Origin of the sequence: Mesorhizobium sp. M0437 (assembly GCF_040321335.1) — a bacterium.
Taxonomy (GTDB): Bacteria; Pseudomonadota; Alphaproteobacteria; order Rhizobiales; family Rhizobiaceae; genus Mesorhizobium.
This window is the reverse complement of record NZ_JAMYRK010000046.1, coordinates 1-13,192: the sequence shown is the minus strand read 5'-3', so window position 1 is coordinate 13,192 and position 13,192 is coordinate 1. Positions and strand designations below refer to the sequence as shown.

Sequence of the window (13,192 nt, the reverse complement as noted above, 5' to 3'; positions counted from 1 at the left end):
ATCTTTTCACCCGGCGACAGTGGTCTTGCATCCGAGATCGCGTCAAGACAGAGGCGGCCTCATCCGAGCAAGCGCTTGCTCAGCCGCGCGCACTGCACGCGAATATCGGGAATGGCGTCGATTTCGAAGAAGGTGCCGCGCGTCAGTGGCCCGACGGCGAGGATATTGGCGAATACCGTGCCGTCGCCGGCGATGACCTCGCAGTTCGCGGTCACGTCGAGGCCGAGGCGCAGCGGATCCGGCCGTGCCAGTCCACGCTCGACCAGCGACCGCACCACGCTGTTCGAGGTGGTCGAGATGTCCCTGGCGATGCCTGTGCAATCATAGATGCGGGTGACGTCGAACCTTTCGAGCTGCTGCGTGTGGCGCGACTGGACCTGTAGGCTGAAGCCGTCGCCGGCGGCGATCTCGACGACGCGGCCGGCGACAAGGCGGATGCGGCCCGCTTGCACCGCCTCGGCAACGCGGGCGTAGACTTCCGGCGCCATGCGATGGCGGTGGATGTCCCACCAGGCCTTGGTGTGCTCGACGAAGCGGCGCTTGGCCGAGGACGGCCAGTTCTGCCAGATCTTCTGGTTGAAGGGTCTCAGACCGTCGACGACGTCGCGCCAGTCGATGCCGGCCTTCTGGTTTTCCCGGATCAGGTCGCGGAACCAGCCGACGAAATAGGAAAGCTGGGTGCCGAGCGGAATGTCGGCAACGTCGAGCTTGATCGGATTGCCCTTGCGATGCGGCGAAGGCAGCAGGCCGCGCCGCGACACCGCGACGATCGCGCCGCGGTGGCCGCGCTGCTCGAGCGACAGGAAGGCATCGACCATGCTCAAGCCGGTGCCCAGCACCAGGACTCGGGCTTCGGGGTCGAGCGCAGTGTCCGCCTCGGATCCCATCCTGATCGCATGCCCCTGCCCCGCCCCCGGCTCTTCGTCGTGGCCGGTGGCGAGCACGGCAAGATGCGCAACCACGCTGGTGCCGTTGGCCAGCGCCACTTCGACGCCTGACGCGGTCGGCGAGATCGACAGGCTCTCCTCGCGGATCAAGCGCAGCCGGCCCGTCTGCTGCTCACGCGCCTCGAGCTCGTCGAGCAACTCCTTGAGATAGCGGGCGTAGACGCTGCGCGGCGCATAGACCGGCGCCTGTTCCGGCGTTGCCAGGCCGCGTTCAAGCAGCCAGCGCGAGAAATTGCCGGGATCGTCGGCATAGGCGCTCATGCCCGACGCGCTGACATTCAGCACATGCGCCGACAGCAGCGTTGAATAGGCCATGCCTTGCCCAAAATGCGGGCGTTTTTCGATCAGGCTGACACGTAGATCGGGATTGGGCGACTTCAGCAGATGAGCGGCAAGCACGACACCGCTGGCGCCGCCGCCGACAATGATGATCGAACTTGGCGTAGCGCGCCCGGTCATGCGCACACCAGCTGTCCTGGCGATCGTCGCCGGCTCAGGAGAGATTGGTTCAGGCCTGGATTTTCAACGCCGCCGAAAAATCCTCGTCGCCGGCGATGTCGCGCATTTCCGCGAGGCTGCGCTGATCCAGCACCTCGGCGATGGCCTGCCGGACCTCCAGCATCAGGTGTCGGACTTGGCATGTCGCCTCGTTGCAGTCTTCGCAGCGCTGATACTGGGTGCGGCTGGCGCAAGGAATGGGGGCAAGCGGCCCGTCGAGCACGCGCACGACGTGGCCGACCTTGATCTCGTCCGCTGGGCGTGCCAGCCGGTAGCCGCCTTCCTTGCCCTTGCGGCTCTGAACGAAACCGGCATTGCGCAATTCGCCAAGGATGGCATCGAGGAACTTCTTCGGAATATTGTTTCCTGTGGCGATGTCGTTGACGAAGGCGAGCTGTCCAACCGGCAGGCGCGCCAGATGGACGAGCGCCTTGAGGCCGTATTTACCTTTTTTCGTGAGCATAACCCGCACGTTTCTCTGTCATGCGATGGCGCAAGGCCACCGGTTGCGAAACGCCTGGCGTGCCTCCCCGCCGCGTCCAAGCTGTCACTACAGATAAATTCTAGTGACATGATATACAAGCCGAGAAACGTTGATTTTGCTTCGTTTTCACGCCGCAATGGCCATTTTGGCCGGGGCTTGTGCTCTTGCGAGCACAGGAGCCACCGCGAATGACACACCGGCAAACTGGCCGGCGGCAGGAATGTCCCGATCGGCGAGAATACCAACAGCAGCTTCTGCCCCTGAATTTGAAGGCCAAAGCATGCCGCGCGCGGCAACAAGGAGGGTGGCGTCGCTCATCGTCCTCTCCAATCCTTCAATGTCGATAAGGATACTAGACTTAACCGCGAACACAGGGAACTTGTTTCCAATTTCTTGGCTATCCACAGTATGGATTTGCCGATGCAGGGGCGAAAACGGGAAAATCCTTGTTGCGCGCAAGGACGACGTGGAAGAGGTTCCCGGGCAAGGACGATAGTTCTCACCCGAGCCGTCACCCAGAAGCGCGCGAACTGCCATAGCCAGATGAATTTTTCTAACAAGACCGCACCGATTGGAAGGATTTAACTCTACAAGAACGATAGAGTTAGATGACTATGAAACGCAATCCGGGTTTTCCTCGTTTCCAAGGAGCGTTTCATGTCCACCATTTCGCGACGTATCGTTCTCTTGTCCTCGGCGGCCTTGGCTGGCGCCGCCTTTCTCGGCCCAGCCGATGCGCAGGACCTCAAGATCACTATCGGCTACCAGACGGTCGTCGAGCCCTCGAAGGTGCCGCAGGCCGACGGCGCCTATGAGAGCGCGACCAAGGCGGCAATCGACTGGCGGAAATTCGATTCCGGCGCCGACGTGATCGCCGCCATCGCTTCCGGATCGGTCGACATTGGCTATGTCGGTTCGAGCCCGCTGGCGGCGGCGGCGAGCCGCGAGCTTCCAATCCAGACAATCTTCATTGTCGGGCTGATCGGCGAATCCGAGGCCCTTGTCGCCCGCAACGGCGCCGGCATCGAGAAGGCCGCCGACCTTGCCGGCAGGAAGGTGGCGGTGCCCTTCGTTTCGACGACGCATTACAGCCTGCTTGCCGCGCTGAAGCATGAGGGTGTCGACCCGAAGTCGATCGATATTCTCAATTTGCGGCCACCGGAGATCGCGGCGGCATGGGCGCGCGGCGACATCGACGCCGCCTATGTCTGGGATCCGGCACTCGGTCAGATCAAGACTTCGGGCAAGGTCGTGCTGGATTCCTCGCAGGTCGCCGCCTGGGGCGCGCCGACCTTCGACGCCTGGATCGTGCGCACCGATTTCGCCGAAAGGAACCCGGAAGCGGTGCGCGACTTCGTCAAGGTGACGGGCGCGGCCTATGCCGAGTTCCTGGCCAAGCCGGACGCCTGGTCGGTGACGTCGCCGCAAGCGGCGAAGATCGCCACGATCACCGGGGCCAAGCTGGAGGACGTGCCGCAACTATTGAGGGGCTATGTCTTCCCGACGCTCGAGGAGCAAGCCTCGGACAAGTTCCTCGGTGGCGGCACGGTCAAAGCGGTCGAGGCGACATCGGCCTTCCTCAAGGAGCAGGGCAAGATCGACGCCGTGCTGCCGGATTATTCGGAATACGTGTCGTCGAAATATGTCAGCGAAGCACTTGCCTCGAACTGACGCCAACGCGCGCGGTTCTCCTTCCCTGACGCCGCGTGCTCCCTGCCCCGAACCGCTTGCGAGGAGCGGCTTCGGGGCAGACAGATTCGGAATATCGGCGAGGTTCCCATGACGCATCTCGTGCTCGACAAGGTCTCGGTCCACTATGACGGTCAGCCGGCGCCGGCGGTCGAAAATGTGTCGATTGAGATCGCCAAGGATGACTTCGTTGTCCTGGTCGGCCGCTCCGGCTGCGGCAAGACCTCGTTGCTCAACGTCGCTGCGGGCCTGGTCGAGCCTGTGCGCGGACGCGCCACGATTGGCGGCCGGCCGATCACGGCGCCAGGCTCTGACCGCGCCGTCGTGTTCCAGAACGACGCGCTGTTTCCGTGGCTGACCGCGCGGGAAAATGTCGCCTTTGCGCTCAGGCTGCGCGGTGTCAGGGCCGCGGAACGGGCGCGGACTGCCGACGACCTTCTGGCGCTGGTGAAACTCGACGGCGCCGGCGACAAGCGCATCTGGGAGCTTTCCGGCGGCATGCGCCAGCGGGTCGGCCTGGCCCGGGCGCTGGCGGCCGAGCCGCAATTCCTGCTGCTCGACGAGCCGCTGGGCGCGCTCGATGCGCTGACACGCGAACGCATGCAGACAACGCTGCTCGATCTGTGGACGGCGAGCCAGGTCGGCGTGCTGATGGTCACGCACGGCATCGAGGAAGCCCTGGTGCTGGCAACCCGTATCATTGTGCTCGCTCCCGGCCCTGGCCGGGTGGTGTGGAGCTTCGAGACCGGCTTCAGCCGGCGCTATGCAGCCGGCGAGGCCATTCGCAGCATCAAGGCCGATCCCGCCTTCGCCGCAGCGCGCGGCGAGCTGACCGACGCGATCTTCGAAGGGGAGGCAGCATGACCGTTACCTCCTATGCCGAGCGGCCGCAGCGCAAGGTCGACGACGGAGCCGACGCGCTGTCGGTGCCATGGTCGCGGCCGCGGCCGAGACGCAGCCGCGTTTCGGCCCGCGTGGTTAGCGCGATCACCATTCTGATGATGCTGGCGGCGTGGACGGCATCGGCCCGCCTGCAATTGGTGTCGCCGGTTTTCCTGCCGTCGCCTGTGGCAGTCTGGAACAAATTTGTCGTCGTCGCCCGTGACGGCTTTGTCGACGCAACGCTGCTCCAGCATATCGCCGCCAGCCTGTGGCGGGTGTTTGCGGCGCTGGTCGCGGCCGTTTTCGTCGGCGTTCCCATCGGGCTGGCTATCGGCATCAGCACGATCGGGCGCGGCATCTTCGATCCGCTGCTCGAATTCCTGCGGCCGATCCCGCCGCTCGCCTATCTGCCGCTGATCATTATCTGGTTCGGCATTGGCGAGCCATCCAAGATCCTGGTAATTGCCATTGCCATGCTGGCGCCGGTTGCGCTGTCGACGGCATCGGGTGTTCGCGGCGTCTCGCAGGAGCGCATCAGTGCAGCGCGCTCGCTTGGCGCCACGCAGCGCCAGGTGATCAGGCACGTCATCCTGCCCAGCGCGCTGCCCTCGATCCTGACGGGGCTGCGCATCGCGCTTGGCGCCGGCTGGTCGACGCTGGTCGCCGCCGAGCTGGTGGCCGCGACGCGCGGGCTCGGATTCATGATCCAGTCCGCTGCCCAGTTCCTCGTCACCGACGTGGTGGTGATGGGCATACTGGTGATCGCTGCCATTGCCTTCGTGCTCGAATTCATCATCCGCAGGATCGAGCGGGTTCTCGTCCCGTGGGCGGGGCGGGAGTAACCGGACCGGAGACGTGACGATGCCCCATTCCACCGCTGTACTGTTTGCGCATTTCGGCCATTGGCTCCGCCTGATCAAGGCCGGAGACAAACAGCCGCCTGACGGCGAACGCAAAACGCCGACGCCGGTCCAGCTGGATGCCGAGCGCAACCGCCTGCCGCCGCGCGACGAAAGTTTCTACTGGGGCTGGCAGTACTGGTCGCGGTGAGCGGCCGCCACGGGTCCGCTGTGTGCTGCTCCGGCGGGCGCCTGAGCATGGACGCCTGCTCAACCGCGCGAACGGTTTGCCCAGGCGAGACCGACCAGGCCGACCAGCACGGTCACGATGCCGGCATAGAGCCATTGCGACTGGCCGGTCATGAAGCTGCCCTGGACCCAACCGATGCCTTGCAATGACCACAGCACGCCGATGGCGAGCACAATCAAGGCCAGCAGATTTTTGATCAATCTCATCGCTAGAACTCCTCTCCAAGTCGATCATCAGCCGCATTCCGGCCGAAATGGAACAGCTAAAAGAAGCAGCCCAATCACGCCAACTTCTACTTAGATGCTAACCTCTGATCCTGCGCAAGACATGCGGAGATCGGTGGAAAGATCATCAAGGAAGCTGTGCCGCGCTGCGGGAAATCTCTGACAAATTGTTTCGCGTCGACTCCAAACGTGTAACATTGCCATGGAACCGACAGATCATTGCCGCATTTGCTGCCTCATTCGTCCCTAACCGCTGCGGGTCTGTCAACGGAGCCAGTCCCCAACACATGAACAAAAGCAACCAGACCGCGCTTGTCGCGGCCACGATCGCGGCTGGCCTGATGGTCGGCGCATCCACTGCCAGCGCCGCCGCTCAGTGCGGCCGTGCGTCCTGGTACTCACTGCATTCCAGAACCGCTTCCGGCGAACGCATGAACCCGTCGGCGCTGACCGCCGCGCATCGCAGCCTGCCGTTCGGCACCAAGCTGAAGGTGACCAATCGCAACAATGGCCGCAGTGTCGTCGTGCGCATCAACGACCGCGGCCCGTTCATCAAGGGGCGGATGCTCGATCTGTCGAAGGGCGCCGCCAGTCAGCTTGGCTTCATCAGCTCGGGTCACACCGCTGTCTGCATGGCACGGGTCTAACGGCCGCCACGGCCGGACACCGCCTCCGACGCTCGTCCCCAATAGCCGTGCTGCCTGCCTGGCCTTCGCAGGTGCACATTGAGCCGGCTGTTGCCGTTCCAGGCGGATTCTCAACGCCTTGGACGAAAGAACGAGCCTAAATCACGCAAGTTGACGTATTGCATCGCAGCAGATTGTTGCTAACTTCCCCGCAAGGCATTCAAGGCTCGGCGCTGCTCGTCGGCCCTTCGATCGCAGTCGGCAGCGGGGTTCTCGATGTTCTACCAGCTCTACGAACTGAACCACGCCGCCTTGCAGCCGGCGCGCCTCTATGCCGATGCGGTGCGCCTGTTCTACTCCAATCCGCTCAACCCGGTCTCACACACGTCCTGGGGTCGCTCGGTTGCGGCAACGGCCGAACTGTTCGAGCGCACGACGCGCCGCTACGGCAAGCCGCAATTCGGCCTGACCAAGACCGTGGTCGACTGGAAAACCGTCGAGGTCAGCGAACATACCGTCTGGTCGCGGCCGTTCTGCAACCTGGTCCGTTTCGAGCGGGCGGTTCCTGCTGGGCGCCGACCGGATCCGAAACTGTTGATCGTCGCGCCGATGTCTGGCCACTACGCGACGCTGCTGCGCGGCACGGTTGAGGCGATGCTGCCCTATGCCGACGTGCATATCACCGACTGGGTCGACGCCCGCATGGTGCCGCTTGCCGACGGCAGCTTCGATCTTGACGACTATATCGACTACATCGTCGACATGCTGCATGCGCTGGGTCCCGACACCCATGTGATGGCGGTGTGCCAGCCTTCGGTGCCGGTGCTGGCGGCGGCGGCACTGATGGAAGCCAAGGGTGATCCGTTCGTGCCCTCGACGATGACGCTGATGGGCGGGCCGATCGACACGCGCCGCAATCCGACGGCGGTCAATCTGCTGGCGCAGGAAAAGGGCATCGACTGGTTCCGCGACAACGTCATCATGCGCGCGCCCTGGCCGGTGCCGGGCTTCGGCCGCGAGGTCTATCCCGGCTTCCTGCAGCTTTCGGGGTTCATGAGCATGAACCTCGACCGCCACATCATCGCCCACAAGGACTTCTTCATGCATCTGGTGAAGCATGACGGCGACAATGCCGAGAAGCACCGCGAGTTCTACGACGAATATCTGGCGGTGATGGATCTGACGGCGGAATTCTACCTGCAGACCGTCGACACCGTGTTTGTCCGCCAGGCCTTGCCCAAGGGCACGATGACGCATCGCGGCGTGGCGGTCGACCCTTCGGCGATCCGCAATGTCGCCCTGTTCACGGTCGAGGGCGAGAACGACGACATCTCCGGCCTCGGCCAGACCAAGGCTGCGCACGACCTGTGCATCAACATCCCGGCCGACAGGCACGCCCATTACATGCAGCCGGCGGTCGGCCATTATGGTGTGTTCAACGGCTCGCGCTTCCGCTCCGAAATCGTGCCGCGCATCGTCGACTTCATTACCAGCTACGGCCGTCAGAACCGTGTTGCGGTCAAGCCCAAGCTGGTCAGGACCGGCAAGAAATAGGCGACCAGTGATGATGCCCGTCAATCCGCATCAGGTCGGTCAATGCCAAAATCATCGGTTGGCGGGGCCGTGCGGCCGGTCGACCTGTTGCACAATAGTCGCGTTGGCGCCACGCGGGTAACCATGCCGCAAAAATCAATCCATCCTCATAATTGACACGGACTGTAAATACCCCTTAACGTTTCGTTAACAACAAGGGACAAGCGGGGACAATGATTTCCTCACCAATGGCGAGAACGCTGCGCCTGTGTGCGCTGGCCGGACTTACTGTGGCGGCAGGTTGGGCCGGTTCGGCCTCGGCAGCCAGCCCGATGATAACAGGTGGCCCGACCTCGCAGCCGATCGGCCATTATGATTTCTGCAAGAGCTACGCGTCCGAATGTTCGATCCGCCCGAAGGATCTGTCGCCCGCCAGTCTGACCGGCTCGCTGTGGCGCAAGCTGCTCAGCGTCACGACAAGGGTCAACGCCGCCGTCAAGCCGGAGAGCGACTTCGACATCTACGGCAAGGACGAGGTCTGGGCCTATCCCGACAAGGGCGTCGGCGATTGCGAGGACTATGTCCTGGAAAAGCGCCGTGAGCTGAACCGGCTGGGCGTCTCGTTTTCCGATCTGCTGATGACCGTCGTGCGCAAGCCGGATGGCGAAGGCCACGCCGTGCTGACGGTGCGCACCGACAAGGGCGACTACATCCTTGACAATCTGACCGACCAGGTCCGTTCCTGGGACCAGACCGGCTATCGTTTCCTCAAGCGGCAGGCGATCGACAATACCGGCCGCTGGGTGTCGATCCGCGGCGGCCAGCAGGTGCTGGTCGGCTCTGTCCAGTAACAAGGCAGCTCATTTCGGTCGTGCCAGTGCGGCGCGGAGCGACGCAATGATGCGGCGAAGCTCGGCTTCGTCAAGCTTTTCGATGTTGTCGGCCAGAAGGTTGGCAAGCTCGGTCGCCGCCGGGCTAAGGCCCGACGTGTCGAGCTTGACACGCGGATGCGAGGTTTCGGCCAGCCGCGCCAGTTCCTCGGCGTCGTCCCAGATGATGTTGAAATAGCCGATGATCTTCTGGATCAGCGTCCAGCTCGGCGCACCGCGGCGGCCGTGTTCCAGCGCCGAGAGATAGGCTGCGCTGACGCCGATCGCCTTGGCCATGTCCTTCTGGCTGACGCCGCGCTCGTTTCGCAGCACGCGAAGCTTTTCGCCGAATGGGGTCACAAGCGCACCTTCATGGGTGCATCCTCATAGGTGCGTCCCTCATCGGCGTGTCCTCATGAGCGCGCCCGCCGCAAGCGGATATAGAGCGCACCCGAGCCGCCATGTTTGCGGGCGGCATGGTCGTGGCTGGAGACGAGGGGCCGGAAGGCCGGTGTCGACAGCCATGACGGCACGGCGCGCCGCAAGACGCCATCGCCGCCCGACGAAGAGCCCTTGCCGGTGATCACCAGGACGTAGCGGATGCCGCCGGCATGCGCCCGGTGCAGAAAGGAAAACAGCAGCGAATAGGCTTCGTCCTGGGTCAGGCCATGCAGGTCGACGCGGCCCTCGATCGGCAGCCGGCCCTTCGACAGCTTGTCCAGCGTCGGTTCGTCGAGTGCGTGGGAGACATGCTGCGCCTTCGGCTTTGCGGCCGTGGCAGCATTGCCCGCGACCTGTGCCGGCGGCGGCGCCTGCCTGGTCTCGTCGATCTCCGGCCCGACGTGCGGAATTTCGACGGCGGTTCTGCCCTTCAGCGGTTTTGCCGTGTGCGCCACCAGGTTCCACAGCACCCGGTCGTCCTCGCTCAGCCTGTCGATGCGCCGGGTCATCGGCCTGCTCCTGAAACCAGCGGCCGGGGGATCAGCGCATAAAAATCTGCGGCGTTGCGGATAACGCCGGCGATCTCGCCGGCAGCATCGCCCGACCCGGCAAACAGATCGCCGCGGGCCGGCCCGGTGATCGCCGAGCCGGTGTCCTGCGCGATCATCAGCCGCCGGAACGGTTTTCCGTCGAAAGCGGTCAGCGACGGCGCATCGATATGGAAGGGCGTGCCGAACGTGTGCAGCAGTCGGTCGACGGCGATCGAGCGGCCGGGTGTCAGCGCCACCTTGGCGGCAGCGATCGGGCCGAGCTCTGGGTCGTCGACGCCCATCTCGCGGAAGAAGATGTAGGAGCGGTTGCGCCAAAGGATCTCGTCGACGCGTTCCGGATGCGCCTTGAACCAGGCACGGATCGACTGCATCGTCACTTTCTCCCGCGGGATCTCGCCTTCCTCGCTCAAGATCTTGCCCGGTCCGGTAAAGCGCTGGCCGGATTTGGCGGCATAGGTGATGCGGCGAAGCCTGCCGTCGGTCATCTTGAGGCGTGCCGCGCCCTGCACGTGAATGAAGAAGGCGTCGACCTTGTCGGCGAGCCAAGCGATTTCCAGCCTTTTTCCGGCAAGCGAGCCGCGTTCGATCTCGCCGCGGTCGAAATATTCGACCGGGCCGTTCGGCGCCGCACGAGCAAAGGCGAGATAAGGATCCAAGGCTGAAGGACGATTGCCGTCGTCGATGTCGACTAGGTCGGCCGGGCGCGCCAGCAACGGCACCGAAAACCGTTGCGTGCGTACCGGCGAGGCTTCGACCTCCGGCTCATAAAAGCCGGTGACCAGGCCGGGACCACCATCTTCGGCATCGATACGGGCCGGAACGAAATGGCGCTCGAAAAAGCTTCGAGCCTGCGACCGATTCGCCGGCGAAACGGTGCGCGCTTCGGCATAGGCGTCGGCAAAGCCATTGTAGTCGACGCCGAGCGCGCCGGAGCGGTAGGGTTTGCTCAGGATATGAAAGGCTGAGCGGCGAAAGGCGTCAAAGGCAGGGAGATGGTCGTCCTCACCCCAGCCCGGCAATTCGCCAAAGGATTTTTCGCTGAAGGCTCGAGAAAGCGACACGACAGCCTCCGCCGCCGTCCAGTTCAGTCTTCTTCTTCGGTGGCGACGAGCTTCCAGTTCGGATCGCGCGAGCGCGCGTCACGAGCGAAGGTCCAGACATCCTTGACCTCGGCGACGGTTTCGGGATCGCCGTCGATGACGGCGCCGGCCTTGTCGCGGGTCGCCGAAATCAGTTCGCTGACAATGCGCAGCGTGATGTGGGCCTCGCTGCCCTTCATCTCGGCCGAAACGATGTCGGCCTTGTCGATGCCGACGAAGGAGGACTGGATCTTTTCGGCTTTCGCCTCACGGTCGCCGATGGCCGCGACGAAGCCGTCATAGACCTCGCGCGACAAAAGGTTCTTCAGCGTTTTGCGGTCGCCATCGGCGTAGGCCATGACGATCATCTCGTACGCCATCTTGGCGCCGTCGACGAAGGTCTTCGGGTCGAAGGTCGGATCATTGTCCTTGATCGCCCGCAGGCCCCGGTTGAGATCGGTGTCCGGCTTGGCAAAGGCATCGATCGCCACATAGGCATCGGCCGCCGGCTCTCCCGCCAGGCGCTTGCGCGGCAGCGAGACCACGTTCTCGGGTTTCTGGGCGGCATCCTTGTCGTTTTTGCGCGCTGCCGTATATGGATCGAAGGGTGGGCGCTCGTTGCCCGTGCGTCGGCCAAGCACGTTGCGCAGCTGGAAGAAGATCACCACCGCCGCAATCAGAAAGAAAATCGTGCCGAAGTCGAAGAAGCCCATATCTTGCGCCAATCAATCCCTGCTTTGGCCGGACCAGCGGCCAAGCAAGGGCCGCGATCACATAGCGTTCAGTATCCAAAGCATATAGAACGCATGGCGCAATCATTCAAATCAAAGGCAGCCATACCTATCTAACAGCTCTGGTGCCAGCGGCGATTGCTCGCCGGCCGGCAAAACATCGAAACGATCGGTCAAGATTTGCGTATCTCGCTGCTTCCCCTGTTCATTCTCGCGCTTCCGCTGCTGGAGATAGCGGGTTTCGTTATTGTCGGCCGCCAGGTCGGCGCGCTGGCGACAGTCGGCTTGGTGATGGCCTCGAGTGTCGCCGGCGCCCTGCTGCTGCGGCACCAGGGTTTTGGCGTCATGGCCAGGGTCCGTGCCGAAATGGATGCCGGGCGTGATCCGAGCGGCCAGCTTGCGCATGGCGCCATGATCGTGCTGGCAGCGATCCTTTTGATCATCCCCGGCTTCATCTCGGATATTTTCGGCCTTCTGCTGTTCCTGCCGCCGGTGCGCGATCTTGCCTGGCGGATGCTGAAAGGCCGCATCGTGCTGGCAACCGATTTCAGCAGTGGTTTGCGGGCAAGGCAACGCGGCAAGACCATCGATCTCGACGACGGCGACTATTCGCGGGCCGACGACCATACGCGCGGACCGGGTTCTCCCTGGCGCCGCCTCAAGGACGAGTAGCTGCAAGGCAACCGGTGTCTTTTGCAAACTTGTCTTGTCGGGCCGGCCATGATAGCGAACGCCCGAATTTCAATCCGGTCAGCAACGCTGCCCAGGCAAAAGGACCACAGCTTATGGCCAGCAACGACGACGCGCCGACCGGCGCAGCCAACGGTAATGGAAATGCGGCGCAGCCTTCGCTCAACGTGCTTGCGCAATATGTGAAGGACCTGTCCTTCGAAAGCCCCGGCGCACCGAACTCGTTGCGCGGCCGCGACAAGGCTCCGGGCATCGCCATCAATGTCAACGTGAACGCCAACCCGCTTTCGGACAAGCAGTTCGACGTCAATTTGACGCTGAACGCAAAAGCGTCGTTCGACCAGGAAGTGCTGTTCAACGTCGAGCTGGTCTATGGCGGCGTCTTCTCCATCAGCGGCTTCCCGCAGGAGCACATGCTGCCGATCCTGTTCATCGAATGCCCGCGGCTGCTGTTCCCGTTCGCCCGGCAGATCATCGCCGAGGCAACACGCAACGGCGGCTTCCCGCCGCTGATGCTAGACCCGATCGATTTCGCGCAGATGTTCCAGCAGAAGCTGACCGAGGACCAAGCTGCCGCCGCCAAGGTCAAGGTGAGCTGAGGCTGGTTGGCTCGCAGCGTTTGAAAAACCCGGCGCGAAGCCGGGTTTTTTGTTTGAGACGCCGGCGGGGCAGTACAAGGGGGGAGATCGGACTTCACGTCAGCCTTCGCCAATCCTTCATCGCCGCAGGAATGAGCGAGACGCTGGGTCTGCCAATCTCCCCCCCTGTTTGGACCGGAGACATCGCGCTCGTGTCCTCGAATGGCATCCCGAACCTCCCGGCGCAAAGCGCGCCAAACTGTTCGCGATGTCCTCGCACA

17 protein-coding genes are annotated in these 13,192 nt (G+C 63.3%); 9 read left to right on the top strand and 8 right to left on the bottom strand.

Annotation, left to right across the window (positions count from 1 at the left end):
* Window positions 1-59 precede the first annotated feature (59 nt).
* The 3 genes from NKI72_RS24105 to NKI72_RS24095 all read right to left on the bottom strand — a co-directional run bounded on the left by NKI72_RS24105 (window position 60) and on the right by NKI72_RS24095 (window position 2,247).
* Complete coding sequence (locus NKI72_RS24105) at window positions 60-1,406, bottom strand: FAD/NAD(P)-binding protein (protein WP_352473976.1); 1,347 nt, start codon at window positions 1,404-1,406, stop codon at window positions 60-62.
* Between the two features lie 49 nt (window positions 1,407-1,455).
* Window positions 1,456-1,908: an RrF2 family transcriptional regulator gene (locus NKI72_RS24100; protein ID WP_023675902.1), complete on the bottom strand. Its 453-nt coding sequence runs from the start codon at window positions 1,906-1,908 to the stop codon at window positions 1,456-1,458.
* Between the two features lie 147 nt (window positions 1,909-2,055).
* Window positions 2,056-2,247, bottom strand: coding sequence for a hypothetical protein (locus NKI72_RS24095; RefSeq protein ID WP_352458582.1), 192 nt, complete (start codon window positions 2,245-2,247; stop codon window positions 2,056-2,058).
* 339 nt (window positions 2,248-2,586) lie between these two features.
* Here NKI72_RS24095 and tauA point away from each other — a divergent pair, with 339 nt between their 5' ends.
* The 4 genes from tauA (at window position 2,587) to NKI72_RS24075 (ending at window position 5,550) form a co-directional block, all read left to right on the top strand.
* Window positions 2,587-3,600, top strand: coding sequence for a taurine ABC transporter substrate-binding protein (tauA, locus tag NKI72_RS24090; RefSeq protein WP_352614697.1), 1,014 nt, complete (start codon window positions 2,587-2,589; stop codon window positions 3,598-3,600).
* 108 nt (window positions 3,601-3,708) lie between these two features.
* The gene (locus NKI72_RS24085; RefSeq protein WP_352686551.1) at window positions 3,709-4,482 is read left to right on the top strand and encodes a taurine ABC transporter ATP-binding protein; all 774 of its coding nucleotides are present in this window, start codon (window positions 3,709-3,711) and stop codon (window positions 4,480-4,482) included.
* The gene (locus NKI72_RS24080; RefSeq protein WP_352836176.1) at window positions 4,479-5,342 is read left to right on the top strand and encodes an ABC transporter permease subunit; all 864 of its coding nucleotides are present in this window, start codon (window positions 4,479-4,481) and stop codon (window positions 5,340-5,342) included. The genes NKI72_RS24085 and NKI72_RS24080 overlap by 4 nt, the downstream gene beginning before the upstream one ends.
* Before the next feature lie 19 nt (window positions 5,343-5,361).
* Window positions 5,362-5,550, top strand: a complete 189-nt coding sequence (locus tag NKI72_RS24075; protein WP_352453651.1) for a hypothetical protein — start codon at window positions 5,362-5,364, stop codon at window positions 5,548-5,550.
* Window positions 5,551-5,609: 59 nt separating this feature from the next.
* Here the strand turns inward: NKI72_RS24075 and NKI72_RS24070 are convergent, their stop codons facing one another.
* Window positions 5,610-5,795, bottom strand: a complete 186-nt coding sequence (locus NKI72_RS24070; RefSeq protein WP_352491244.1) for a hypothetical protein — start codon at window positions 5,793-5,795, stop codon at window positions 5,610-5,612.
* 305 nt (window positions 5,796-6,100) lie between these two features.
* Here NKI72_RS24070 and NKI72_RS24065 point away from each other — a divergent pair, with 305 nt between their 5' ends.
* The 3 genes from NKI72_RS24065 (at window position 6,101) to NKI72_RS24055 (ending at window position 8,823) form a co-directional block, all read left to right on the top strand.
* Complete coding sequence (locus NKI72_RS24065; RefSeq protein WP_352473985.1) at window positions 6,101-6,460, top strand: septal ring lytic transglycosylase RlpA family protein; 360 nt, start codon at window positions 6,101-6,103, stop codon at window positions 6,458-6,460.
* 255 nt (window positions 6,461-6,715) lie between these two features.
* Window positions 6,716-7,993 carry a polyhydroxyalkanoate depolymerase gene (locus NKI72_RS24060; RefSeq protein ID WP_352473986.1) on the top strand — a complete coding sequence of 426 codons (1,278 nt, stop codon included), beginning with the start codon at window positions 6,716-6,718 and terminating at the stop codon, window positions 7,991-7,993.
* Window positions 7,994-8,205: 212 nt separating this feature from the next.
* Window positions 8,206-8,823 (top strand): transglutaminase-like cysteine peptidase, encoded by a 618-nt coding sequence (locus NKI72_RS24055; protein WP_352473987.1) that lies wholly within the window; start codon window positions 8,206-8,208, stop codon window positions 8,821-8,823.
* A 9-nt stretch (window positions 8,824-8,832) separates the two neighbouring features.
* On the opposite strand, the gene NKI72_RS24050 is transcribed toward NKI72_RS24055, so the two are convergent.
* The 4 genes from NKI72_RS24050 to NKI72_RS24035 are packed head-to-tail and all read right to left on the bottom strand — an operon-like array spanning window position 8,833 to window position 11,625.
* A complete protein-coding gene (locus NKI72_RS24050) occupies window positions 8,833-9,201 on the bottom strand; it encodes a helix-turn-helix domain-containing protein (protein WP_352473989.1) in 369 nt (122 codons plus the stop codon).
* 53 nt (window positions 9,202-9,254) lie between these two features.
* Window positions 9,255-9,791, bottom strand: coding sequence for a Smr/MutS family protein (locus tag NKI72_RS24045; RefSeq protein WP_352473990.1), 537 nt, complete (start codon window positions 9,789-9,791; stop codon window positions 9,255-9,257).
* The gene (gene mltA / locus NKI72_RS24040) at window positions 9,788-10,894 is read right to left on the bottom strand and encodes a murein transglycosylase A (protein WP_352836181.1); all 1,107 of its coding nucleotides are present in this window, start codon (window positions 10,892-10,894) and stop codon (window positions 9,788-9,790) included. Before mltA ends, NKI72_RS24045 begins: the two co-directional genes overlap by 4 nt.
* Window positions 10,895-10,917: 23 nt before the next feature.
* Window positions 10,918-11,625 carry a Tim44/TimA family putative adaptor protein gene (locus tag NKI72_RS24035; protein ID WP_352453662.1) on the bottom strand — a complete coding sequence of 236 codons (708 nt, stop codon included), beginning with the start codon at window positions 11,623-11,625 and terminating at the stop codon, window positions 10,918-10,920.
* A 198-nt stretch (window positions 11,626-11,823) separates the two neighbouring features.
* Here NKI72_RS24035 and NKI72_RS24030 point away from each other — a divergent pair, with 198 nt between their 5' ends.
* Both NKI72_RS24030 and secB read left to right on the top strand, forming a co-directional pair.
* Complete coding sequence (locus NKI72_RS24030; protein WP_352491248.1) at window positions 11,824-12,315, top strand: FxsA family protein; 492 nt, start codon at window positions 11,824-11,826, stop codon at window positions 12,313-12,315.
* Window positions 12,316-12,428: 113 nt separating this feature from the next.
* On the top strand, window positions 12,429-12,932 hold the full coding sequence (secB, locus tag NKI72_RS24025) for a protein-export chaperone SecB (RefSeq protein WP_352491249.1): 504 nt from the start codon (window positions 12,429-12,431) through the stop codon (window positions 12,930-12,932).
* The last annotated feature ends 260 nt before the right edge of the window (window positions 12,933-13,192 follow it).

Excerpts from the sequence above, each read along its gene's own strand:
- NKI72_RS24075 (WP_352453651.1), top strand. The coding sequence starts at position 5,362 with ATGCCCCATTCCACCGCTGTACTGTTTGCGCATTTCGGCCATTGGCTC.
- NKI72_RS24045 (WP_352473990.1), bottom strand. The coding sequence starts at position 9,791 with ATGACCCGGCGCATCGACAGGCTGAGCGAGGACGACCGGGTGCTGTGG.
- NKI72_RS24060 (WP_352473986.1), top strand. The coding sequence starts at position 6,716 with ATGTTCTACCAGCTCTACGAACTGAACCACGCCGCCTTGCAGCCGGCG.
- NKI72_RS24065 (WP_352473985.1), top strand. The coding sequence starts at position 6,101 with ATGAACAAAAGCAACCAGACCGCGCTTGTCGCGGCCACGATCGCGGCT.
- NKI72_RS24095 (WP_352458582.1), bottom strand. The coding sequence starts at position 2,247 with ATGAGCGACGCCACCCTCCTTGTTGCCGCGCGCGGCATGCTTTGGCCT.
- secB (WP_352491249.1), top strand. The coding sequence starts at position 12,429 with ATGGCCAGCAACGACGACGCGCCGACCGGCGCAGCCAACGGTAATGGA.
- NKI72_RS24085 (WP_352686551.1), top strand. The coding sequence starts at position 3,709 with ATGACGCATCTCGTGCTCGACAAGGTCTCGGTCCACTATGACGGTCAG.
- NKI72_RS24105 (WP_352473976.1), bottom strand. The coding sequence starts at position 1,406 with ATGACCGGGCGCGCTACGCCAAGTTCGATCATCATTGTCGGCGGCGGC.
- NKI72_RS24080 (WP_352836176.1), top strand. The coding sequence starts at position 4,479 with ATGACCGTTACCTCCTATGCCGAGCGGCCGCAGCGCAAGGTCGACGAC.
- NKI72_RS24100 (WP_023675902.1), bottom strand. The coding sequence starts at position 1,908 with ATGCTCACGAAAAAAGGTAAATACGGCCTCAAGGCGCTCGTCCATCTG.
- NKI72_RS24035 (WP_352453662.1), bottom strand. The coding sequence starts at position 11,625 with ATGGGCTTCTTCGACTTCGGCACGATTTTCTTTCTGATTGCGGCGGTG.
- NKI72_RS24070 (WP_352491244.1), bottom strand. The coding sequence starts at position 5,795 with ATGAGATTGATCAAAAATCTGCTGGCCTTGATTGTGCTCGCCATCGGC.
- tauA (WP_352614697.1), top strand. The coding sequence starts at position 2,587 with ATGTCCACCATTTCGCGACGTATCGTTCTCTTGTCCTCGGCGGCCTTG.
- NKI72_RS24055 (WP_352473987.1), top strand. The coding sequence starts at position 8,206 with ATGATTTCCTCACCAATGGCGAGAACGCTGCGCCTGTGTGCGCTGGCC.